Source organism: Ideonella sp. (assembly GCF_044358605.1).
Lineage (GTDB): Bacteria > Pseudomonadota > Gammaproteobacteria > Burkholderiales > Burkholderiaceae_C > Ideonella.
In genome coordinates, this window is the sequence record NZ_JBIKNQ010000007.1 from 83,336 (window position 1) to 103,750 (window position 20,415).

Annotated in this window: 18 protein-coding genes and 1 pseudogene; 6 read left to right on the plus strand and 13 right to left on the minus strand. The window is 65.6% G+C overall.

The annotated features are described in order from the left end of the window. Positions 1 to 7 precede the first annotated feature (7 nt). From ACIQ3Q_RS04325 to ACIQ3Q_RS04365, 9 genes are read right to left on the minus strand one after another with little or no spacing between them, the layout of a single operon-like run. Positions 8 to 1,192: a PASTA domain-containing protein gene (locus ACIQ3Q_RS04325; RefSeq protein ID WP_396267755.1), complete on the minus strand. Its 1,185-nt coding sequence runs from the start codon at positions 1,190 to 1,192 to the stop codon at positions 8 to 10. Then, positions 1,189 to 1,854, minus strand: coding sequence for a hypothetical protein (locus tag ACIQ3Q_RS04330; RefSeq protein WP_396267756.1), 666 nt, complete (start codon positions 1,852 to 1,854; stop codon positions 1,189 to 1,191). Before ACIQ3Q_RS04330 ends, ACIQ3Q_RS04325 begins: the two co-directional genes overlap by 4 nt. Then, entirely contained in the window at positions 1,851 to 2,801 is a 951-nt protein-coding gene (locus ACIQ3Q_RS04335; RefSeq protein WP_396267757.1) for a hypothetical protein, read from the minus strand. Before ACIQ3Q_RS04335 ends, ACIQ3Q_RS04330 begins: the two co-directional genes overlap by 4 nt. 13 nt (positions 2,802 to 2,814) lie before the next feature. Next, the gene (locus tag ACIQ3Q_RS04340; protein ID WP_396267758.1) at positions 2,815 to 3,384 is read right to left on the minus strand and encodes a hypothetical protein; all 570 of its coding nucleotides are present in this window, start codon (positions 3,382 to 3,384) and stop codon (positions 2,815 to 2,817) included. Positions 3,385 to 3,411: 27 nt separating this feature from the next. Continuing rightward, on the minus strand, positions 3,412 to 4,161 hold the full coding sequence (locus ACIQ3Q_RS04345) for a hypothetical protein (RefSeq protein WP_396267760.1): 750 nt from the start codon (positions 4,159 to 4,161) through the stop codon (positions 3,412 to 3,414). Between the two features lie 42 nt (positions 4,162 to 4,203). Next, on the minus strand, positions 4,204 to 4,671 hold the full coding sequence (locus ACIQ3Q_RS04350) for a hypothetical protein (protein WP_396267761.1): 468 nt from the start codon (positions 4,669 to 4,671) through the stop codon (positions 4,204 to 4,206). Between the two features lie 6 nt (positions 4,672 to 4,677). Further along, positions 4,678 to 6,426 (minus strand): OmpA family protein, encoded by a 1,749-nt coding sequence (locus ACIQ3Q_RS04355; RefSeq protein WP_396267762.1) that lies wholly within the window; start codon positions 6,424 to 6,426, stop codon positions 4,678 to 4,680. 52 nt (positions 6,427 to 6,478) lie between these two features. Continuing rightward, positions 6,479 to 7,057 (minus strand): hypothetical protein, encoded by a 579-nt coding sequence (locus tag ACIQ3Q_RS04360; protein WP_396267763.1) that lies wholly within the window; start codon positions 7,055 to 7,057, stop codon positions 6,479 to 6,481. Further along, positions 7,050 to 8,204 carry a hypothetical protein gene (locus tag ACIQ3Q_RS04365; protein WP_396267764.1) on the minus strand — a complete coding sequence of 385 codons (1,155 nt, stop codon included), beginning with the start codon at positions 8,202 to 8,204 and terminating at the stop codon, positions 7,050 to 7,052. Before ACIQ3Q_RS04365 ends, ACIQ3Q_RS04360 begins: the two co-directional genes overlap by 8 nt. A 139-nt stretch (positions 8,205 to 8,343) precedes the next feature. On the opposite strand from ACIQ3Q_RS04365, the gene ACIQ3Q_RS04370 reads away from it, so the two are divergent. From ACIQ3Q_RS04370 to ACIQ3Q_RS04385, 4 genes and pseudogenes are all read left to right on the plus strand, one after another. Continuing rightward, entirely contained in the window at positions 8,344 to 9,204 is an 861-nt protein-coding gene (locus ACIQ3Q_RS04370; RefSeq protein WP_396267765.1) for a hypothetical protein, read from the plus strand. Positions 9,205 to 9,262: 58 nt separating this feature from the next. Next, positions 9,263 to 9,568 (plus strand): annotated as a pseudogene (locus tag ACIQ3Q_RS04375) (nucleotide pyrophosphohydrolase); the annotation flags it as partial. Continuing rightward, on the plus strand, positions 9,542 to 10,591 hold the full coding sequence (locus tag ACIQ3Q_RS04380) for a PIN domain-containing protein (protein WP_396267775.1): 1,050 nt from the start codon (positions 9,542 to 9,544) through the stop codon (positions 10,589 to 10,591). The pseudogene ACIQ3Q_RS04375 and the gene ACIQ3Q_RS04380, both read left to right, overlap by 27 nt. Next, positions 10,588 to 11,499, plus strand: coding sequence for a DMT family transporter (locus ACIQ3Q_RS04385; protein WP_396267766.1), 912 nt, complete (start codon positions 10,588 to 10,590; stop codon positions 11,497 to 11,499). Before ACIQ3Q_RS04380 ends, ACIQ3Q_RS04385 begins: the two co-directional genes overlap by 4 nt. A 120-nt stretch (positions 11,500 to 11,619) precedes the next feature. On the opposite strand, the gene ACIQ3Q_RS04390 is transcribed toward ACIQ3Q_RS04385, so the two are convergent. Both ACIQ3Q_RS04390 and ACIQ3Q_RS04395 read right to left on the minus strand, forming a co-directional pair. Beyond that, positions 11,620 to 12,120, minus strand: a complete 501-nt coding sequence (locus ACIQ3Q_RS04390) for a DinB family protein (protein ID WP_396267767.1) — start codon at positions 12,118 to 12,120, stop codon at positions 11,620 to 11,622. A 73-nt stretch (positions 12,121 to 12,193) separates the two neighbouring features. Beyond that, positions 12,194 to 16,459 (minus strand): SNF2-related protein, encoded by a 4,266-nt coding sequence (locus tag ACIQ3Q_RS04395; protein ID WP_396267768.1) that lies wholly within the window; start codon positions 16,457 to 16,459, stop codon positions 12,194 to 12,196. A 105-nt stretch (positions 16,460 to 16,564) separates the two neighbouring features. On the opposite strand from ACIQ3Q_RS04395, the gene ACIQ3Q_RS04400 reads away from it, so the two are divergent. Continuing rightward, complete coding sequence (locus ACIQ3Q_RS04400; protein WP_396267769.1) at positions 16,565 to 17,752, plus strand: cation:proton antiporter; 1,188 nt, start codon at positions 16,565 to 16,567, stop codon at positions 17,750 to 17,752. A 52-nt stretch (positions 17,753 to 17,804) separates the two neighbouring features. Here ACIQ3Q_RS04400 and ACIQ3Q_RS04405 read toward each other — a convergent pair whose 3' ends face one another. Both ACIQ3Q_RS04405 and ACIQ3Q_RS04410 read right to left on the minus strand, forming a co-directional pair. After that, positions 17,805 to 18,101, minus strand: a complete 297-nt coding sequence (locus tag ACIQ3Q_RS04405) for a type II toxin-antitoxin system RelE/ParE family toxin (RefSeq protein WP_396267770.1) — start codon at positions 18,099 to 18,101, stop codon at positions 17,805 to 17,807. Further along, positions 18,098 to 18,328: an addiction module protein gene (locus ACIQ3Q_RS04410; RefSeq protein ID WP_396267771.1), complete on the minus strand. Its 231-nt coding sequence runs from the start codon at positions 18,326 to 18,328 to the stop codon at positions 18,098 to 18,100. The genes ACIQ3Q_RS04405 and ACIQ3Q_RS04410 overlap by 4 nt, the downstream gene beginning before the upstream one ends. 278 nt (positions 18,329 to 18,606) lie before the next feature. Here ACIQ3Q_RS04410 and hmpA point away from each other — a divergent pair, with 278 nt between their 5' ends. Then, positions 18,607 to 19,806: an NO-inducible flavohemoprotein gene (gene hmpA, locus ACIQ3Q_RS04415; protein ID WP_396267772.1), complete on the plus strand. Its 1,200-nt coding sequence runs from the start codon at positions 18,607 to 18,609 to the stop codon at positions 19,804 to 19,806. Positions 19,807 to 20,415 lie beyond the last annotated feature (609 nt).

Here is a 20,415-nt window from a genome sequence, read left to right on the forward strand (position 1 = left end):
CAATTCCTTATTGAGCAAAGACCACCAGCACGGTGCCACCGCGCACGGCTTGGCCACCGGCGGCTGGGGCTTGGCGCATGGCTTGGCCAGAGACAAAGCCTTCTTGCACGGTGCCTACCGCCGCTTCTAAGCGCAGCCCCAACGACTGCAAGACTTGACGCGCTGCGCCTTCGGTGAGGCGCGCCAGATTAGGCACGGGGACGTTCAAATCAGCCGCGCTCACCTCGGGGGCCAGCAGGCCAAAGTCCACCTCGTCCAGCACGTTGCTGGCATCGGGCTTGAGCAGGTCTTCAGCGCGGGGCAGTTGAAACTGCCCATCCGGCCCCAGCTTGCCGCGCAGCTTGATGCGCACATCGCCCAGGCGCATGCCGCTGTCTGTTTTGGCCATGCTGGCTTGGGCGCTGCTGAACTGGCTTTGCAGGTCTTGGGTCAGGCTATGCAGTTGCACGGTGTTGCCCAACACTGGGCGGATCTTGTTGGCCTCCAGCTCCTTGACGAGATCGAGGTTCCTTTTCTCTACGACCCCCTTCTGCTTGACCAAACTGTCGCGCTCTTCCTCCACCAAGTTCAGCCTTAACAGCACGCCGTCGCGGTCCTGGGTGATGCCGGTGAGGTCGAGGTCTTTGGTGGCAATCTGTTTGCGCAGGTCAATCACTGTCGGGTTGTTGTCCAGATCCACCCCCCGAATGGGCACCGTCACGGTATCGGCTAGGGTCACCCCAGGGCGGGTGATTGCCACGGTGTCGCGAAGCGGCGTGGTGGTGGCTCCCGTGGTGTGGAACAAAGGCCGTGCGGCGGCCGACACGCCCATCATCTGGGGCGAGACCACCGCTCTGAAGCGTCGATCCGCCGTGGCCGGCTGCAGCGGCACGGGCTGGGCCAAGGTGCTGAGCGTGCCGAAGTCGATGGACAGCAAGCCCGTGCGCGGCGCATAGCTGATGCGCCCACCCTCGGCCAGCACGCGCTGGGCGGGGGCAGCGGCCAAGGTCAGGCGCACTTGCGGTGCGGTGGCTTCATCCGACAGCGGCATCTCCACGCGGATGCGCAACTGGCCTTGGGCCTCGGTCTTGCCCTCGCCCATCACCACCCAGTCGGCGGCCTGCAGAGAGAAGCATTCCAGCTGCACCACGGTGCCCGCCAAGGGCTGGCCTTGCTCGGTCTGCAGCGTGGCAAAAATGTCGAGGGCTTTCATACGGTCACTACTCCTTGAGCCCTGACGGGGCCAATGCTGGCCACCACCATCAGCAAGGCGCCCGCGGGCAGCTCATCACCCAAGTCCAGCACCACCTGTGCCACGCCTTGTTCATTGGTCTGCACCACCGCCTGCTGCAGCCGAGTCTTGTTGAGCTGAGCCGGCCAGGTCAGGCCAGGGTTGAGCCGCTGGCTGGCGGCGGGGTCAATGTTCAGCTCAACGTCTTGTTGAGTGAGTCGCTCTCCAGCCGTATTGGCGGCCTCCAGCCACAAGGTCTGCTGCTTGGGCGCTTGGCGTGGCGGCAGGCTCAGGCGCAAGACCGGCAGCGGCAGGCCTTGCTGCGGCGGCACGGCCACCAAGCGGCCCTTGATGTGGCCGCTGACCTCGGTGCTTTGGCTGCCCTTGGTGGAAGGCGCCATCTTGGCCGTGAACGGCATGAGGCGGGCAATGGGGCGCCCGCCGGGCGAGGACTGCATCACCACCTTGACTTCCAAGTCAAAGTCCAGATAGGGCAGGTGATAGGTGGGCTGGGGCCGGCCATAGGCATCGACCGCAGGCACGGCGGAGAGCGCCTGCTGGGCCTCGCGCACGCCTTCGGCCAATGAGACCAGCATCTCTTCCATGGAATCGCCCACAAACTGGGCGGTAGCGGTGTCGCTCACACGGTGCTCCCTTCTTCTTGTCGGCGTTGTTGGCGGCGCTCTAGGGCGCGCTCGCGGCGAGCCTCGTCTTCGCGCTCTTGGGCTTTGTGGTCGGCACGGCGCTGTTGCAGCACTTGGCGCAGGCCGTCCATGCGTTCGCCCAGTTGGGCCACGCTGCCGGTGGCCACTTCCAGCAGGCGGTGGCGGCGCTGCTCGTAGCTTTGGGCTACACGGCTCAGGTCGGGGCCGCCAATGGCATCGCGGCGGCTTTGCCAATCGCGCTCAATGCGCTCGCCCGCAGCCAAGGCCTCACGGGCACGTTGGGAAACCTCTTGGACCTTGCGCTTGGGTTCGTCCAGCGCGCCGCGCAAGGGGGCCGTGACGCCCGAGAGCGCGTCGCGGGCTTGGGATTTGACGCGGGCGCGGTCCTCGGTGCTGAGGCCGGGCTGGCGGTCCAAGGCGTTGTCCAAGGCACGGTCGAGTTTGCGGCCGTCCAGCGCGTCGGTGCTGGCCAGGGCCTCGTCCACTTGGCGCAGAGCGCGCTGCGCGCCTTGGCGGGCGTCGCGCAGGCGGCTCCAGGCGGTGGGCGAGGTGGGCGTGCCGGGTTCGGTCACCTCAGCGGCCTCACGGCTGGGCGCACTGGCCAGACGACGGCTGCTCAGGGCCTCGCGCCCGGCCTCACGCTGGGCCAGCCATTGCTGGGCCTCGGCCCGCCGCTGGGCCGCTGGGGCCACGCTGTAGCGCGCTGCATCGCGGTCATCCCCCCCACCCACCAGGCCGCTCATGCGGCCTTCCAGGCGTTGGCGTTCGGCCATCAGTGCTTGCAGGCGGGGTGAGCTGGCGGCAGCCGGGGCCACGGCAGGCACACCGGGGACGGCAGCCACCGCGCCGGGCCTCAATGGGGACGCTGCGGATGCCGCCGCCACGCTGCGCGCCTGCTTGCGTTGAAGGTCTTGCCAGGTGGCCATGGTCGCGGGTCTCTCAGGGCACCGGCGCCGGAGCGGGCGCTGGCGCTGGCGCAGCGCTGCGCGCATTGATCATCTGGCGGATGCGCTCTTCCAACAAAGCAGGCGCAGGCAGCGGGACGATCTTGGTGCGCATCACCGAGCTGCCTTCAGCCGAGTACTGGTACTTGGAGGCGAAGCTGGCCGAGACGGAGCTGGCCGTCATGCCGCCACCAAACAGGAACCAGCCACCAGAGGCGGATACGCTGGCGGACTTGCGCTCTTGAGTGATCTCGCTGCTGGTGCTGATGGACATCTTCAGCTCGATCACCGTGTCCACATACTGATAGAAGGTGGGCGTGAAGCCCAGCTCCAACAGGCTGTATTCGGCGCCGTCCGAGAACTTGACCAGGTACTTGCGCTCGCCGTCGTCTTCGCTGCCGGGCAGCATGCTCTCGTCGTTTTCATCGACGGCATAGCCCGCCATCATCCGGGCGATCTTGAGCGAGACCATGTCCAGCTCGAACTGGGCCTCGGCAATGCCCACGCCCAGGCTTCTTACCATCTGCGGGAAGGGCACATTCAGCAGTTCGGTTCCTACGCTCATGGCGGTGGCTCCTCAGGGGGTATCAGATCAAGGAGCAGGGGCCGGCGCTGGCTTGGGCAGCTTATCGAGCCGACGCTTCTCCTCGGCATCCATCATGCGGCGGATGCGCTCTTCCAGAATGGGCGGCGGCGGCAGCGGGCTGAGCTTGGTGCGCAGCAGGCTGGAGCCCTCGGCGCTGTAGCCATATTTGGCCTGGTAGCTGGCATCAACCTGGCTGGTCTGCACCGTGTTGCGGCTGTTGTTGTTGGAGCTGCCGCCAAAGAAGCTCCAGATGCCGCCACCGCTGCTGCTCTTGCTGTTGGTTTCGGTGCGCAGGGTGTTGCTGCTCTTGGTGCCGTAGGTGGACTCGCGCGTGATCTTGATGGCGATCTTGACCTCGATGATGGTGTCCACAAACTGATAGAAGGTGGGTGTGAAGCCCAGCTCCAGCATGGACATGCGCACCGGCACGCGCACCTCGTCGGTGTCTTTGACGGCACCGCTGGCCTTCTTCAGGCGCGCCAAGGCGTCCGCCACATTGCCGCCCGACAAGGCGTCGTCGATCTTCAGGTAGGCCTCAGCCTCCTTGAGCGTCATCGTGTCGTAGCCAAAGAAGACGCGGCTGTCGTCAAAGGCCACCTCGCCTTCGTCGTTATAGACCGTCTTCAGGCCGCCCATCATCTCGGCCACCTGGATGGAGGACTCGTCGAGCTTGATCTGGGCTTCGGCGATGGCAAAGGCCATCTGGCGAATCATGTCCCCCATGGGGACGTTCAGTAGTTCTTGACCAATGGCCATGGTGTGCGCTCCTTTGAAAGGGACAGTGAGGGGTGAGGGAGATCAGGGGACAGGCTTGTCGGCCTGGCGTCGCAACAGCTCGATGAAGACATCCGGCGGCGGTAAGGACACCAGGCGTGCAGCGATGGAGCTGCTGCCCTCGGCCGAGACCGAGAACTTGCGCGCATAAGAGACATCCACGCTGGCGGCCACCATCACAAAGCCGGTGCCGCCCGAGACACTGGCGCCGACCTTGACCCCGACTTCGGTGCTCTCGTTCATGGAGAAGCTGAGTTTGGCTTCGACCGTCGCCTCGGTGAAGGCGTAGAAGGTGGGCGTGAAGCCCAGCGAGATCAGGTTGCGGGCCTCTCCGCCGATGTCCACCGTGACCTCAGACATCTCCTGGGCCAGCTTGACGGAGTTGGCGTCCAGCGCCGCCTGGGCTTGCGCAATGGAGATGCCCAGCTTCTCGATGATCTGCGGCAGCGGCGCAGACACGAGTGAGCGGGTGACTTCAACGGTCTCAGACATGGCGCATCACTCCTTGAGGAAGTCTTTGACCAAGGCCAAGAACTCCGGTGGCGCAGGGATGGACACCAGCCGTGCTGAGATGGCCGAGTTGCCGGTGACACTCTGCTCAAACTGACGGGAGCTTCGATAGTCCAGGCTCGCCCCCACTGCAATCGTGCGGTTGCCCGTGTTCTGGCTGGTGGTGTGCGTGGTGGTGCTGCGGCTGAACTGGCGCGTGACCGTCACGTCTTCGGTCGAGCTGAGTGTGATCTCGCGGTCTTCGGTGCTCACCAGTTCCAGCGCAAAGTTGTCCCCCGCCAGCGCCAGGTTGCAGACATGGCCGGTGGCCCAGGCCTTGACCTGCACCGTGGGGTGGGCGTTCACGTCCAGTGCCAAGTGGCGGGCATAAGCTTCGCCGCTGTGGGTGGCCAGGCCGTCGATGGCCGCACCGCTGAGCGGGAAGTCCACCCCACGGATCACCACCTTGCGGCCCCCGGCGCTGAGGTTGACCACCGCCGGGTCGCTGACATAGACCCAGCCATTGCCGGGGGTTGGCCCAGCGGTGTGGTCGGGCAGCACGGGCTTCAAGGTGTGGCTGTCATCGCCGTCCACAAACACATAGCGCTTGGGGTTGTCCACGAACACCAACTCCACCAAGCGGTGGGCTTCGTTCTGCTGGCCGTCGGGCGCGCCCTCTTGCGCCCAGCGTTGCTCACCGGTGCTAGTCACCGCTTGCAGTTGCGCGGCACTCACGCCTTGGGCCTGCAGATAGGCAATGGTGGCGGCCACGCGGCGGTTGCCCAGGCCCACGTTGTAGCTGCTGGGGCCAGAGCGGTCGGTGTAGCCCCGCACGCGCACGCTCAGGCCCGAGGCCTTGAGGAAGCGCGCCACGCGGCGCAGGCGCGCAGCGTCGGGCTGGTCGCGGATGAAGGAGCTGTCCAAGTCGAATTTGATGCCCGACAGCACCTGCCCGGCCTGCGTGACAAAGGCGTTGTAGCCCAGCGCATGGATCTTGGTGGCAATGTCTGCCGCATAGGCATCCAGCGTGGGCATCACGGCCGAGGTCACGACCACTCCCGCCTTGAGTTGAAACTCCTCCGGCGCGGCAGGCAGGGCCTCCACCTCAATGGCCCCCTGCTGCGCACCACCGGCCATGAAGGCCACCGCATTGGGGCTGGCCACGACTTGCTCGTGCGGGGGCTCCACCGTGGGGTTGACGGCCTGGGTGGGCGGCGTGACGGCCACGCGCGACACGCCAGTGGCCGCGTTGCCGCGCAAGGCCTGGGACAGTTGGCGAATGCGGTCTTGCGGGTTGGTGCCGGCCAAGGTCAGGTTCTGGCCATTGACCGTCAAGGCACCGGTGGTGCTGGTCTTGATGCTCAGCGCTGCGCTGCGGGTGTTGCGGCTGCTGCTGCTGCCGCTTTCGCTCTCGGCGCTGGTGTTGTCACTGCTGCCGTTGTTGCTGCTGTTGTCGCCAAAGTTGCCGTTGATGCTGAAGCCAAAGCCTTCGTCCTTGGCCACCCGCATGCTGAGCTGTAACGCGCAGCTCAGGTCCGCATGTTGGTAGTGATAGAAGGCCGGCATCAGGCCCAGGTCCAGCAGGGTGCGGCCGCCCAAGCCTTCGCGTGGCTGCACAAACTCACCCAGCTGGGCGATGGAGTTTTCGTCCAAGGCGCGTTGGGCCTCGGCAATGCCCAGGCCTAGGCGAGAGATGAAGTCCGCCACGCTGGCGTCGGCCAAGATCTCACCGGGTTTGAGTTTCTCTATGTCAGCCATGAGGGCGCTCCTTGACGTCGTTTACTGCGTTATTGAGGGGGTGAAGGCGGGCTCAGGCGAATGCGGCCTGGGGGTTCAGGCCTTTGGGCAAGGCGGCCGGGGCCACACGGGCCAAGGCCTCGTTGACGGCGCCGGGCCGCACCACAAAGTACTGGTGCCGCCGCTGCGCCTGCAGCACCTGGGCGGGGGTGCAGCTCAGGCCACGCGCCAGCCAGCCCTGCAGTTGCTCGGCCAAGGGCAGCACGCCCTTGCCGGCCAAGGCCGTGGCTTGATCCAGCGCCTGGCGGGCCGCAGGCACATCGCCTTGCTTCAGCAGCACAGCGCCCAGGCGCTCCAGCAGCGAGCCGTGGTCCTTGCGGTGCAAAGGGCTGTCCATGCCCAAGCCCTGGTAGTGGGCGTCGGCCTCTCTGCAAAAGTGCGCCACTTCATTCAACTGGCCGGTGTGCTCAAGGCTCTCCATCACGCATTGGCTGTAATGCCTGAAGAAGACCTCGGGGGCTTTGGCAGACACCGCCAAGCGGATGGCATCTCGGTAGAGCCGCAAGGCCTCGTCGTGGCGATGGGCCAGCGCGGCTTGCTTGCCCTTTTCAGCCATGGCAATGTGCATGGCATGCAAGGTGGGCTCAGCCATGGTGTTCCTCCAGGTAAGCGTCGCAGCCCAGGCCGTCCAGCAGCGCTTGCAACTGGCGCGCACGCGGGCGGCTGAGGGGCTCTGCGGTGTGGCAAGGCAGGGCGGGCAGGGGCTGGCCCGCAGGCCACGCGGCTTGCTGCACCAGCAGGCGCTGCGCGGCGGCCGGGTCGCTGGCCTGCGCCAGCTCCAGGGTGTAGCGTTTGAAGGTGCTCAAGTCCGCCTGTACGTTCAAGCCCACTCCAGCATAGGCGGCCATCAGCTCGGGCAGCTCGGCGTGGGGCACGTCCTCGTGCAGACCGATGGTCTGGACATCCAGCAAAGCGGCCAGCACATTCGGTACCATCTCAGCGGGCACACCCGCGCGCTCGGTCAGCAGGGCGGCCTGGGCCGGGCTGAAGGCTTGCAGGGGGCCATGCAGGCTCACGGTGTAGCGCAGAAAGGCGGTGTGGATCAGCCGCAAAGCGCCGGTGCGGCTATGGCGCTGCCACAGGGCCTGGGCCGTCTGGTGCGCCAGGTCAATGGCAATGATGCCTTCGCGGGCCAGCGGGGTGAGGCCCAGCTTGCGCACATCCTCCAGCACGCCACGCGCCACCATCTCGGCGCAGGGCAGCAGGTGCAGCGCGTAACGGCTGTCTTGAGGCAACACCGCCACCAGCTCCACCACGCCTTCTGGCAAGCTGGCCTTCAGGGCTTCGATGCTGGCCGCGCTGACACCCCCCAACACCACGCCGGGAGGCGTCAGCAAGGCCTCTTGCGCCGCCGAGACCGACAGGCCGGTGAAGCGCGCCAGGGCTTCGGCGGCCTCGGGCAGGCGGTGGGCATCCAGCACATGGGCGGCGGCATCCCACAGCGGAGGGGCATCGACCGCCTGCCCCTCAGGCACCGTCTGCACCTCCAGGCCGGTGGCATTGAGCAGCTCACACAGGCGCTCGGCCAATTCAGGTGCCACGCGCTGCAGCAAGGTGGCAGGGGCGCGATAGACACTGCGCACGACCGCCTCCACCGGCAGGCCCAAGCCCTTGCCGACGGCCGCCGCCAAGGCAGGGGTGGCGCGGCCTACAGAGCGGACCACCACATCACGCAGTGCGGTGCCAGGGGTTGCCACTGCCGATACAGACCCTACTGTCAAAGTGGCCGAAGTGCTCATGTCGAACCTCACCGTTGTCGAATGAGCTCAGTGTCTGCAGCATGCCCAAAGGTGCCCATGCCGCAGATGAGGGGGAGATCCCCCTAACAGCATGGGAAACTAGCCCTTCCCAGATCAAAGCCGCTTCGGAGCCTCGTGCATGCTGCGCCCCCACTTCAATCTTGTCCTGGTACTCATTGCCGCGTTGTTGTCTTCAGTGGCGCATACCGCCCTATCGGCTGAGCGTCGAGTCGGCATTGTTTTGCTGACACCCCATAACATCAGGATGACGGGTGTCGGGCTCACCGTTTTTTCCAACCGCTATGCCGAAACTGGGCAAACCGACAAGCGCATTCAGGAGGCGACCTTCAGCCTGCTTCGCAAAGAGCTTGAGTTGGAGCCTGGGACCTCAGTGCACCGCGTGGACGTGGCCGACGAGTGGGTGCGCCAGAACGGTCCTAAGGCCTATGAAGAGCGAAACCGCTTTTTCCCTTCTAAGTTCCTTGGCCTTGACGCGTCCATTGGAGATTTGTTGAAGACCTGCCAATGCACGGATCTCGTGCTGGTTTCGGATCTCATGCTCTTGGAGCATGCGGGCACCAACCAATCGGTCAGAGGCCCCAGCATTTGGGGCGGAGTGAGCGGCCAGTCCCAACTTGTGATTCCTCTCAATTTGATTCGGATTGATGCGGCTACTGCGGAGAAAGTGAACTCCACGCATATCACGTTGGTCAGTGACCGATTCAACTTTCAGTGGCCGGCAGGTGAGGCCAAGATCTTTCCCCTGGGACCCGAGGTTGTGGACAGTGCAGTTGCTGCACTGTTGCGCCGCGAAGAGGCTTTAAAGAAATGGGGGGTTTGGGGCGTTCGTGAAGGGTGGTTCAAGCTAGGGTTACGCCCTTCTTGCGCCCTGCCCGCCTACAAAGCGACCCGACCGACGCGCGGGTCGCGAAGCGACTTCGACTCACCCCCATCGGTCGCCCCAGGCGCTGATCCGCAAACCTGCCCCGTCAGCTACTGAGGCACACTGCCTCCTTTTTCCGAACTTGACACAGCGGCCCCAGCCGCTGTGCTGCTGAATGGACCTCCTCGCCCTTCAAAACACCTTGCGCCAGTTTGCCGCCGAGCGAGACTGGCAGCCGTTTCACACGCCCAAGAACCTGGCCATGGCGCTGGTGGTGGAAGCCGCCGAGCTGGTGGAGCTGTTTCAGTGGCTCACGCCTGAACAAAGTGCGTCGCTGAGCGACGATGCCGTCGTCCACGAAAAGGTGGGCGACGAGGTGGCTGATGTGCTGCTGTATTTGCTGCAACTGGCCGACCACACCCAGGTGGACTTGAAGCGTGCCGTGGGCCGCAAGCTGCAAAAGAACGCCCGCAAGTACCCGCCGGTGCGCCCCGGCCAAGTGGCAGGGCCTAGCCGCGAGGCGCCGCCTGAAACCCATGTGCTGGTGGACTATGAAAACGTGCAGCCTACCGAGGCTCAACTGCGTGAGCTGATCCCCACCGCCACCCATGTGTGGCTGTTCCACGGCCAACACCAAAAGGCCGCGCGCCTGAACTTTGCAGGCTTTGGGGATCACCTGACCCTGGTGCCCATCACCCACACCGGCAAGAACGCGCTGGACTTTCATCTCTCGTTCTACATGGGTTACATCGCCTCGCGCCACCCGGATGCGCACTTTGTGGTGCTCTCCAATGACAAGGGCTATGGCCCCATGCTGGCCCATGCCAGCGCGCTGGGTTTTGACGCGCAAGCGCTCGGCATGCCGCGTGGCAAGGCCGCAGCCAAGGTCGCCACCAAGACCCCGCGTGGCCGCAGCGCTCCTGCGAGCAAGGCGCGCGCGGAAGCCGCGCCATCTTCGGATGCCGCACCCAGCAGCCCGACGCCTGTGGCACCCAAGGCCCCGGCCAAGCCAGCCCGAAAGCCCGCCGTGAAGACGGCCCGGCAAACCGTTCGCCCTGCGCCAGAAGCCCCGGCACCCGCCGAGGAGCTTGTTGCAAAGCCCGCCGCCAAAAAGACCACGCGGCGCAAGACGGCCGCCATGGCGGAGCCCACCCCCACCCCGGTCGCCAAGCCGGGGCGCGAAAAGACCAAGGCCAACTCAGCCCCCAACACTGAAGCGGCGGCGCCCGCCAGCCCCGCGCCCAAGCGCTCAGCCAAGGCCGCGCCCAAAGTCCGAGCCGAAGATGCCGAGCCCAGCGCCGCCGCCCAGCGCAAGCTGCTGGCCACGCTGCGCCGCATGGGCGATAGCCTGCCCACCAAGCTGGCACCGCTGCAGCGCTATGTGGCCTCCACCCTGGGTGAGCAGTCCACGCCCGCGCAGGTGGACGCGCTGCTGCTGGCCTTGGCCCGTGCTGGGCACCTCAGCGTCAGCGCCAATGGCAGGGTGGAGTACGCTCTGTCATGACCCGCACGCAAGCGAATGCGGTCATGCTGACCGTGGCCGTGATCTGGGGCCTGGCCTTTGTGCCGCAGGCCTGGGGCATGGCCGACATGGGGCCGATGGCCTTTACCGGCCTGCGCTTTGCGCTGGGGGCGCTGGTGGTGGCCCCACTGGCCTGGCGCGAACACCGGCAAGCCGCTGCCAGCGAGGCAGCGTCACCGCAGCAAAACTTGCCCGGCGGCCTGTGGCTATGGACGTCTGCCCTGGGCGTGCTGATCTTTGCTGGGGCGGGCATGCAGCAGATGGGCTTGCTCAGCACCAGCGTCACCAACGCCGGCTTTTTGACCGGGCTGTATGTGCCCCTGGTGCCCATCTTGGGCTGGTGGTTCTTCAAGCGCGCACCGCACCCGGTGGTGTGGCCTGCGGCGCTGGGCTGCCTCTTGGGCACCTGGCTCTTGGCCGGGGCCAAGCAGGTCGAGATTGCTACGGGTGATTGGTGGGTGATTGCCAGTTGCATCCCCTGGGCCTTGCACATCACATTGGTGGGCTGGGTGGCCGAGCGCTGGAACGCCCCCTATCGCCTGGCCTGTGTGCAGTTCGCCATGTGCTCGGTCTTGGGCCTGGCGGCCACCTGGTGGCTAGAGCCGCTGAGCTGGGCCGCCATTCAAGCCGCCGCAGGCGCCATTGCCTACACGGGCCTCATCTCGGTAGGCGTGGGCTACACCGCCCAGGTGGTGGCCCAGCGCCACACGCACCCGGCCGATGCCGCCATCATCCTGTCCAGTGAAGCGGTGTTCGCCGCACTGTTTGGCGCCCTGCTGATGGGCGACCGCCTCAGCCTCATCGGCATGGCCGGATGCACACTGATCTTGGTGTGTATCGTGGCCGCGCAGTGGGTGCCGCTGGTGTGGCGGCGTGGGGCGAGTGTTTAGCGCGGAGGCCCGTATGCCTCATTCCATTGCCAAGTCATTCGTGCCTAGGCGCGAAGCCGAAGACAGTGCTGTAGCACGGAGAGGCGAAGCAACAACGACACGGATGACTTGGAAGTGGACTCAGCCGCGACGCTCGGGCTCGCGCATGTGCAAGAACTTGGTGTAGAGGTCGCGCGGCGGCGCCACCTCAATGCTCTTGAGCATCTGCCCCACATTGCCCCGGTGGTAGAAGCCATGGACCACGATATGGGTCAGCATCTCTTCGCGGCTCATGGTGCCGCCGTCGCCATCGGTGAAGCTGAAGTGGATGCGCTCGGCCAACTGCGCCGGGCTGAGTTGGGCCACGTAGGCCTCATACCAGCCATCGGTTTCTGCCACCTCAAACTGCAGCGTGGCCAGGTCCGGCGTGGCCTCGGTGTTGGTGGCGCTGTAGCCATGCGGCTCGCCCAGCAAGTGCGCTCGGAAGATTCGGTCCACCACATAGATATGGTTGAGCATGCGAATGGCCATGTGCACCACCTGAGGATGAGCCTGCGCATCGACCTCGGCCAGCGCATGGAACAGCTCGTTATTGGCCCAAGACTTTTGGGCGAAGAGGGCGGAGAGTGAATGGATGGACATGATGGGAGCACTCGGTGAGGGCGGACAGGCTTATGCTAAAGGGACATTGACAGCGCTGCGGCGCTCGCACTGATCAATCCCTGAGCAACTCCGCCAGCGCCTCGGCATCCAGCACCGCCGAGCCGTCTTGGTCGTTGAGCATGCTGTCGGCCAGGCTGCGTTTGTCGTGGTGCATTTGCAAGATGCGCTCTTCCACCGAGCCTTGGGTGACCAGGCGGTAGACGGTGACGGGGCGCTGCTGGCCCATGCGGTGGGCGCGGCCGCTGGCTTGGTCTTCGGCGGCCGGGTTCCACCAAGGGTCGACGATGATGACGTAGTCGGCCACGGTCAGGTTCAGGCCAAAGCCCCCCGCCTTGAGGCTGATCAAAAACACCTCGCCCTGGCCCTGCTGAAAGGCCGCCACGCGCTTGCCGCGTTCGGCTGCGGGCGTGCTGCCGTCCAGGTATTGATAGGCCACGCCGAGGGACTCCAGCCGCTCGGCCAGGAGCTTGAGGTAGTCGGTGAACTGGCTGAACACCAAGGCCTTGTGTTGGCCCGCCACCAGCTCTTGCACCAGGCGCTCAAACTCCTCGATCTTGGCACCCGACAGCCCCATCTCCGGCACCACCAAGCGGGGGTCGCAGGCGGCGCGGCGCAGCTTCATCAGCTCGGCCAGCATTCTGATTTGCGGGCCTTTCTTGTCGCGGGCGGCCTTTTCCACCTCCTCGCGAGCTTGGCGGCGCAGGGCTTCTTGCAGGGCACGTTCGGCCTCGCTGGGCTGCACCAGGTGGACGATCTCGGTGCGCGGCGGCAGGTCTTGCAAGACCTGGGCCTTAGTTCGGCGCAGCAAGAAGGGCGCAATGGTGCGGCGCAGGCGCTGGCGCACCGCCGGGTCTTGCTGGCGCTCAATCGGCCCGGCAAAGCGCTCTTGAAACTGGCTGGCCGAGCCCAGCAAACCAGGGTTCAAGATGTTCATCAGCGACCACAGTTCAGAGAGCCGGTTTTCAACGGGCGTGCCCGACAGCGCCAAGCGAAAGTCCGCTGGGATCTGGCTGACGATTTGGGCACGCTTGGTCGCGGCATTCTTCAGCGCCTGGGCCTCGTCGAGCACCAAGCTGGCCCAGGTGTGGGCCGTGAAGGCATCGCCATCTTGCTGTGCCAAGCCGTAGCTGGCCACCAGCACATGGCCGGGGCCCAGGTCTTTGAAGACTTGGGGGCGGTCGCTGGCCTCGTGATAGATGTGAACCTCCAAGCTGGGCGCAAAGCGGTGGATCTCATCGCGCCAGTTGCTGCACACCGAGGTCGGGGCCAGCACCAGGGCCGGGCCCAGCTTGGCGCGCTGCAGCAGCAGGGCCAGGGTCTGCACGGTTTTGCCCAGGCCCATGTCATCGGCCAAGCAAGCGCCCAGGCCCGAGCGCGACAAGCGTGCCATCCACTGGTAGCCTTGGCGCTGGTAGTCTCTCAACTCAGCCTGTAGAGTGCGCGGCAGGGGGGCCTCCCACTGGCTGGCTTTGGCCAGCTCATCCACGCGCTCGCGCCAGGCTTTGTCGCCTTTCAGCTCGACGCCGTCGAGCTGTTCGCTCAGCCAGGCCGCCGCAGCGTGGGGCAGTTGCAGGCCCGCCTTTTTGCTGGTTTGCGCTAAGCCGTCCAGGTCTTTGAGCTGCTGACGCAGCCGGTCACTGAGCGCCAGCACTTGGCCCTCGGCCAGGGTGACAAAGCGGCTGCTGCTGCCGCGCATCAAGCCCAAGAGTTGCTGCAGGCTGATGACGCGGTCTTCGTCGAGCTGTACCTCGCCTTCCAGCGCCAGCCAATCTCGGCCACTGCCCACGGTGATGGACATTTGCTGGCTGTGGACTTGTTGGATGTTGACAGCCCGCCCCTTGGGCCAGTCGATGGCGACCACACCGGGCAGGCCCGGCAGCCGGTCCAGTGCGCTCAGGGCTTCGTCGGGCTCGTCAAGCAGCACGGGTTGGTCAGCGCTGTGCTCGGGGTCCAGCATGGGCAGGCCTTCGAGCACGCTGGCCAGCCAACGCCGCTCTTCACCCAGGTTGCGCTCGCACCAGAGGTTGTCGCCATCGTGTACACACACCATGCGGCTGCGGCCCATGCCGGGCACCACCAAGGGGCCAAAGTCGCCAAAGGGTTGCACCACCAGGCGCAGGGTCAGGCCCTCACCGGCGGGGGCCAGTTGCGCGCGCAGGCGGCTCTCGGCCGGCATTTGGCGCCCGGTCTGGGCGTCGCCCTGCAGTTCAAAGTGCGAGGCCAAGGCTTGCAGGGCCGCGTTCAACTCGGCCTGCGCCTGGGCGGGCACGCGCCAGCCACTGGTAATGAGGTCGGCCACTTGCTGCTGGGCTGGGCTGATGTGGATGAGCTTGACCACCTCGGGGCTGACGCGGACGACGCGCCACTGGGCACGGTCGTCTTCGGCCGCGCGGCGGTCGTCGCCCCACAGCATGAAATGCTCGGGCAGGGTCGGTGCGGTCTTGAGCTTGATGGGCGGGTCGATCTCGAACACATAGTGGGCTGCAGCGCCCTCGCCCTCGCGCTTGACCAGCAAGCGGGGCTGAGCGGGCACCATCTCTAGCCACTGCTGGGGGGCCTCTTCCAGCATCAGGTGGGGGTGGCCCTTCAAGGCTTGCAGCGCGCCGGTGATATTGAGCACCGGCTGGCTGCTGTGGCTGCTGCGCGGACGTTGCAGGTGGCGCAGCACAGCGCTGTCACGCGCCGGCAGGCCTTGGCGCTTTTGGGCGGCCAGCCAACCCAAGGGCTTGAGCTTGACGGCACCGCGCGCGCCCGTGCTCATCTCCAGCATGCTCAGCTCGACGGGGCGGCCCTGCTCATCCAGGCTGAGGCTCCAGGCCCATTGCAGCGCGGCCTTGTCGGCCACCGCTGCGGTGTCAGCGGGAGCGCCAAGGTTCAGGATGGCTTGCAGGGCGTCACGCCAAGGCTCAGGCGGGGCCCCAAACAAACGCGCGGGCCGCTCGGCCACGGGGTGTGCCCATTCCGGGCCGGGCCAGCCCAGGCGCTCGCAGGCTTCCAAGGTGGGGGCCAGCAGGCTGCCCAGGCACTGGGTTTGGAGGACGGCGAAGGTCTTGGCCTGCGCATCGCCTGGAGGCGGGTCGCCCACGGGCTTGCCCAGCCAGGCCAGTTGCAGCAAGGCGTCTTCGTCAGCGGCTCGCTTGAGGTAGTCGGTGTAGTGGTTCGGCCAGGGCGTTTTGCCCAAGCGGGCATCGATGACTTGTACCCAAGCGCCGAAGGGTCCGTCGTCCACGTCGGGCAGGCGGCGGCCAGAGGCGGCCACGCAGAGCTTGCGCGCCACCTCCCAGTCTTTTCGGTCTTCGCTGTTGAGCCACGCCAGCAGCTCCAGCCGCTGCAGCCAGGGCGGCAGCAGCTCTGCCCACTTGAGCCTGGCGGCCCGCAGTGCCTTGCCGTTGGCCGCAAAGGTGGCGCGCGCACCCGGCAAGTCGCCGGCCTGCATTTGCTTCAGGGCGTGCACCGCGCTGGCCAGCTCGGGCACCACGCACCAGTCTGGGCCGAGTAAAGCGTCTGCCTGCGCGCCGCGCGCGTCACCCATCAGCGCCATGCCCAGCACCAGGCGCATGGCGGGTTCGGGCTTCAGACGCCCGGCTTGTATCTCGGCTTCTAGCCAGCGCTGGGCCAGTGGATAGTGCGGCGAGTGGGTGATGCTCAAGGTGGTGAGCAAAAGGCCCTGCAGCCAATGCGAGTCGGCTTGACCCATCAACTCGGGCAGCCAAGCTTCGCTGCAAGCCTGGGTGGCCCAGAGGCTCACATGGCCCTCCAGCCCTCGGGGCTCCAGCATGCGCCGGGCCTCAGTCTCGCTGCGGCCCAGCCACAAGTGCGCCCGCACCACGCAATAGCCCACCGCTGCCATCTCGGGCTGGAGCGACCAGGTATAGCCTTGGGCCCGTCCAAGGCGCAGCGCCAGTTTCGCCAACAGCAGTTTGGGCTGCACGGTGCTGTAGGCGCGCACCAGGCTTTCTCGGTAGCCCGGCGCGGTGGGGCTGAGCTCTTGGCGCCCGCTGTAGCCGGGCATCAGCAGGCCACGCTCTCTGAGCACCACCAAGTGGGCGCGCACGTTGGCTTCGGTCACCGGGGTGGGCCAGTCCACCAGGTCCCCGTGCTGCTTCAACACCTCGGTCATCTCCGCCGCCGTGGTGCTTTGCGCCATCAGCACCATCATGTCCAGCAGCTTTTGCACCCGCGCTTCGTCCACAGCCAGGGTGGCCACGGCCTGCTGCCGCGTGGTGAGGTCTGCGGTGCTGATGGCGCCATGCGGCCAGGGCTGGCCCGAGGGGGTGGTGAAACTCAATCCGGACGACTTGGGCTTTGGCTTGGCCACAGGGGCTCCTGGAGTAACGAGGCTGATGCGATGCGGTTCGATGTTTATGGCATTGTCTGGGATGCGAGCAAGGCCGCCGAGAATCCACGCACAATCTGCCCCGCCATGAACACCACCGAAGTCTTCCTCATCGCGATGCTCATCATCCTCACCGTGCCCTATGCGGTGTGGCGGCTGGGGCGCACCGAGCACTTTGCGCCACTGGTGGTGGTGCAGATCTTGACGGGCATTGCGCTGGGGCCCGGGGTGTTGGGGGCCGTGTTTCCTGAGTACTACCAGTTTGTGTTTTCGCCACCCGTCATCCAGTCGCTCAACGGCATTGCCTGGTGGGCGGTGAGCCTGTTTGTGTTCATGGCGGGCATTGAGCTGGACCTGCGCGCCGCCTGGAAGGACCGGCGCGAAAGCGGCATCACCGCTGGATTGGCCCTGGGCGTGCCGGTGCTGCTGGGCAGTGCAGCGGCCACACTGATGCTGGGCCAAAACGTGTGGATGGGCCCCAAGGCCACCGACTGGCAATTTGTGGCGGGTGTGGGCATGGCCTGTGCGGTGACCGCCTTGCCCATCTTGATCTTGTTCATGGACAAGCTGGCCATCCTGCGCCAGCCCCTGGGCCAGCGCATCTTGCGCTATGCCAGCCTGGACGACATCGCCATCTGGGGCGTGCTGGCCGTGATCTTGATGGACTGGCAGCGTGTGGGCAAGCAAGCGCTGTTCTTGGCCTTGTTTGCCGCGGCCGCCTGGGGCCTGAGGCGCGCCATGGCCAAGATGCCCGCCAAAGACCGCTGGTATGTGGCGCTGATCTGGCTGGTGGTGTGCGCCTTTGGCGCCGACTGGTGCGGCCTGCACTACATGGTGGGCGCCTTCTTGGCCGGTGTGGTGCTGGACGCAGAGTGGTTTGACCAAGACCAGCTTGACCTGCTGCGCCACCATGTGCTGCTGGTGATGATGCCGGTGTTCTTCCTCTCCACCGGCCTGCGCACCAGTTGGGGCGTGGGCGGCGCGGCCGTATTCTTGATGGCGGGCGTGCTGCTGGTCGCCTCAGTGGTGGGCAAGCTGGCGGGGGTGCATCTGGCCGGGCGCATCTTGGGCTGGAAGCCGGGCGAAGCTTCGCTCATCGGTTGGCTGCTTCAGACCAAGGCGCTGATCATGATCATCTTTGCCAACGTGCTGCTGGACAAACAAATCATCACCGCCGACACCTTCACCGCCCTGCTGCTGATGGCGGTGGGCAGCACCATGCTGACCATTCCGGTGGTGACGCCTAAGTTGGCGCGGTGGCGCGGCCAGCGCTGATGGATCACGCCCAAGGCAGGGCCATCCATGGTCCCGCCCGATTGATTCACCGTCACCCGATACGAACCAACCAGTAGCCCGGACGCCGACGGTGCGGCGCGACCGCCACCACGAGCAATTCCCTTTCGTCAGCGCGATACACAACGCTGAAAGGGAAGCCCTTGACCAAGACGCTTCGGGTGCCCCTTGGCGAAGGCGCGCCGCCTAAGGGGTGACGCGCGGCGCGCTCGATAGCGGCTTCTATGGCCGCTTGGAACCGTATGCCGGTGCCTGCCCTAGCGCTGGAGTAGTACTCAACTTCGTGCAGCAACTCTGCCTCGGCCTGCGGCAAGACCCGAATGGGAATCACTTCGCAACAGCCCGTGCCTTGGCAAACACGTCTTGGGCAGGAAGGGCCTCAATCTCCCCTCGGTCGTAGGCGGCAAGGCGGCGCTCGATCTCATCTGACCAAGCAGTGTCGAGTTCGGCAGCGGCTGGCTCATTCAAAGACTCCAGCAACTCGTCCACCAGTCGTTCACGATCCTCTCGGGGCAGTTGCTTGCCTCGTTGTGCAAGCTCAGCGGCGGTGTCGGTCATGGTGAACCTCCCAAAAGTGGTCGAAGTTTACTTGCAAGATCGGGCGGCGGCGTTGAGAGGGCTATCCAAGATGGCCTCCCAGTGCCGGGAGGCCATCTCCCGCGCGAAGTTTGATGGCAGCCCTTCATCGTGATCGAAGGGCGGTGCTTGGCTCAGTGAAGACCGATCAAGCGCTATGCCCACAAAGCCCTTACTCCGGCGCCGTTAAATAGGCATTTGTAATACTTATTCAAACGACATCGCCGTTTGGAGCGATGCGCTTTGGAGAACCCCACCCCATGCTCGACGACACCACCCGCGCCTTGATCAAGGCCACCGTGCCCACCCTGGCCACCCATGGCGAGGCCCTGACCCGCCACTTCTACCAGCGGCTGTTGACCCACCACCCCATGCTCAAGGAGGTGTTCAACCAAGGCCACCAGCAAACGGGCAGCCAGCAGCAGGCCCTTGCCGCCGCCGTGCTGGCCTATGCCCAACACATTGACGAGCCCAGCGCGCTGCAGCCCGTCCTGCTGCACATTGCGCACAAGCATGTGTCCTTGGGCATTCGCCCTGAGCACTATCCCCTGGTGGGCCAGCAACTGCTGGCCGCCATGCGCGATGTGATGGGCGATGAGGCCGCCACGCCTGAGCTGCTGGCCGCCTGGGCCGCCGCCTATGGCCAACTGGCCGAGGTCTTGATCAACCAAGAGCGCACGCTGTATGCCCAGGCCGCCCAGCAGCCGGGCGGCTGGACGGGTGCGCGCAGCATGCGCGTGCGCCGCAAAGCCGCGCAAGGCGAAGCCATCTGCAGCTTTGAGCTGGTGCCCACCGACGGCGGCCCGCTGCCCCACTACCGGCCCGGCCAATATGTGAGCGTGAGCCAATGGGTGCCCGACTGGGGCCTGCAACAGTGGCGCCAATACAGCCTGGTCGGCGCGCCCGGCGGCGACTGCCTGCAGATCGGCGTGAAGCGCGAGGCAAAGGCCCCCCACAGCGGCTGCCCCATGGGCCAGGTCTCCACCGCCCTGCACACCCGCGTGCAAGAGGGCGATGTGCTGACCGTCACCGCCCCGGCGGGCGACTTTGTGCTGCACGAAGACCGCAGCACGCCGCTGCTGCTGCTGAGCGGCGGCGTGGGCATCACCCCCATGATGTCCATGCTGGCCCACTTGGCGGCGCGGCGCAGCCCACGCGAGCTGCACTTCTGGCACGCCTGCCAAAGCCCCCGCCACCAAGCCTTTGCGGCCGAGATGCAAGCGCACCTGACCCAGCTTTCGAACGCCCACTGGCGTGTGGCCTTTGAAGCCGACGCGCCGGCCGAGCCTTGGGCCCAAGCCGGGCGACTGAGTGTGGGTGACTTGCCGAAGAGCCTATGGGCGGATGTGGACGTCTACCTCTGCGGGCCCCTGGGCTTTATGGCGGCGCAGCGGGAGGCTTTGTTGGCGGCGGGGTTGCCGAGTGAGCGGCTGCATCAGGAGAGTTTTGGTGGGCGTTGACCGCGCTGATGCGCCCTATAAGCGGGACGGCTTACCCAGTGTCCCCGCTACATCACTCCGGACAAAGCCACCAGCGCACCAAGCTTCGTACTCGAACTCATGGGGGAACTTGAGCAGTCGCAACGAACGGTCATGCCACAGACAAATTGCCTTGCAGGGATACGCCTTGGAACGCTCAAGAAGCCCCCGAACGCTGGACTCAGGTGCAACACCGAAGCGGGAACGCACTGCGTCACCGACCATGAGATAGAGGACATGCAGGAAGAACGCCTGCTTTGGGCAGTGCGGGTCGGCGGAGAATCTCAAGTAGTCTCGCTCGTGACCTGCCCAAGAAAGTGCGAGATCCCAGTCTTGGCATGGCTCATGCGCCGTTGCGTCATAAGCCCAGGATTGGATCTCGGTGCTTGACGGGTTCCATGGGTCGGAAAACATGGCGCTTAACACCCAAAGTAAGGAGCGCAACGATTGGCGGCACTGACCTGCGTGTCAAGCCCCGGGAGATCATTCACACGTTTTGTGAAGAGCTTGGGGTGTGAGGCGTGCCATTTTTTCAGGGCCTCGATGGGGGTCTGGTGGTTGAGGGCGCGTTGAGGAATTCGATGGTTGTAG

Excerpts from the sequence above, each read along its gene's own strand:
- ACIQ3Q_RS04345 (WP_396267760.1), bottom strand. The coding sequence starts at position 4,161 with ATGGCCATTGGTCAAGAACTACTGAACGTCCCCATGGGGGACATGATT.
- ACIQ3Q_RS04350 (WP_396267761.1), bottom strand. The coding sequence starts at position 4,671 with ATGTCTGAGACCGTTGAAGTCACCCGCTCACTCGTGTCTGCGCCGCTG.
- ACIQ3Q_RS04370 (WP_396267765.1), top strand. The coding sequence starts at position 8,344 with ATGCTGCGCCCCCACTTCAATCTTGTCCTGGTACTCATTGCCGCGTTG.
- hmpA (WP_396267772.1), top strand. The coding sequence starts at position 18,607 with ATGCTCGACGACACCACCCGCGCCTTGATCAAGGCCACCGTGCCCACC.
- ACIQ3Q_RS04340 (WP_396267758.1), bottom strand. The coding sequence starts at position 3,384 with ATGAGCGTAGGAACCGAACTGCTGAATGTGCCCTTCCCGCAGATGGTA.
- ACIQ3Q_RS04385 (WP_396267766.1), top strand. The coding sequence starts at position 10,588 with ATGACCCGCACGCAAGCGAATGCGGTCATGCTGACCGTGGCCGTGATC.
- ACIQ3Q_RS04410 (WP_396267771.1), bottom strand. The coding sequence starts at position 18,328 with ATGACCGACACCGCCGCTGAGCTTGCACAACGAGGCAAGCAACTGCCC.
- ACIQ3Q_RS04325 (WP_396267755.1), bottom strand. The coding sequence starts at position 1,192 with ATGAAAGCCCTCGACATTTTTGCCACGCTGCAGACCGAGCAAGGCCAG.
- ACIQ3Q_RS04335 (WP_396267757.1), bottom strand. The coding sequence starts at position 2,801 with ATGGCCACCTGGCAAGACCTTCAACGCAAGCAGGCGCGCAGCGTGGCG.
- ACIQ3Q_RS04390 (WP_396267767.1), bottom strand. The coding sequence starts at position 12,120 with ATGTCCATCCATTCACTCTCCGCCCTCTTCGCCCAAAAGTCTTGGGCC.
- ACIQ3Q_RS04400 (WP_396267769.1), top strand. The coding sequence starts at position 16,565 with ATGAACACCACCGAAGTCTTCCTCATCGCGATGCTCATCATCCTCACC.
- ACIQ3Q_RS04365 (WP_396267764.1), bottom strand. The coding sequence starts at position 8,204 with ATGAGCACTTCGGCCACTTTGACAGTAGGGTCTGTATCGGCAGTGGCA.
- ACIQ3Q_RS04360 (WP_396267763.1), bottom strand. The coding sequence starts at position 7,057 with ATGGCTGAGCCCACCTTGCATGCCATGCACATTGCCATGGCTGAAAAG.
- ACIQ3Q_RS04355 (WP_396267762.1), bottom strand. The coding sequence starts at position 6,426 with ATGGCTGACATAGAGAAACTCAAACCCGGTGAGATCTTGGCCGACGCC.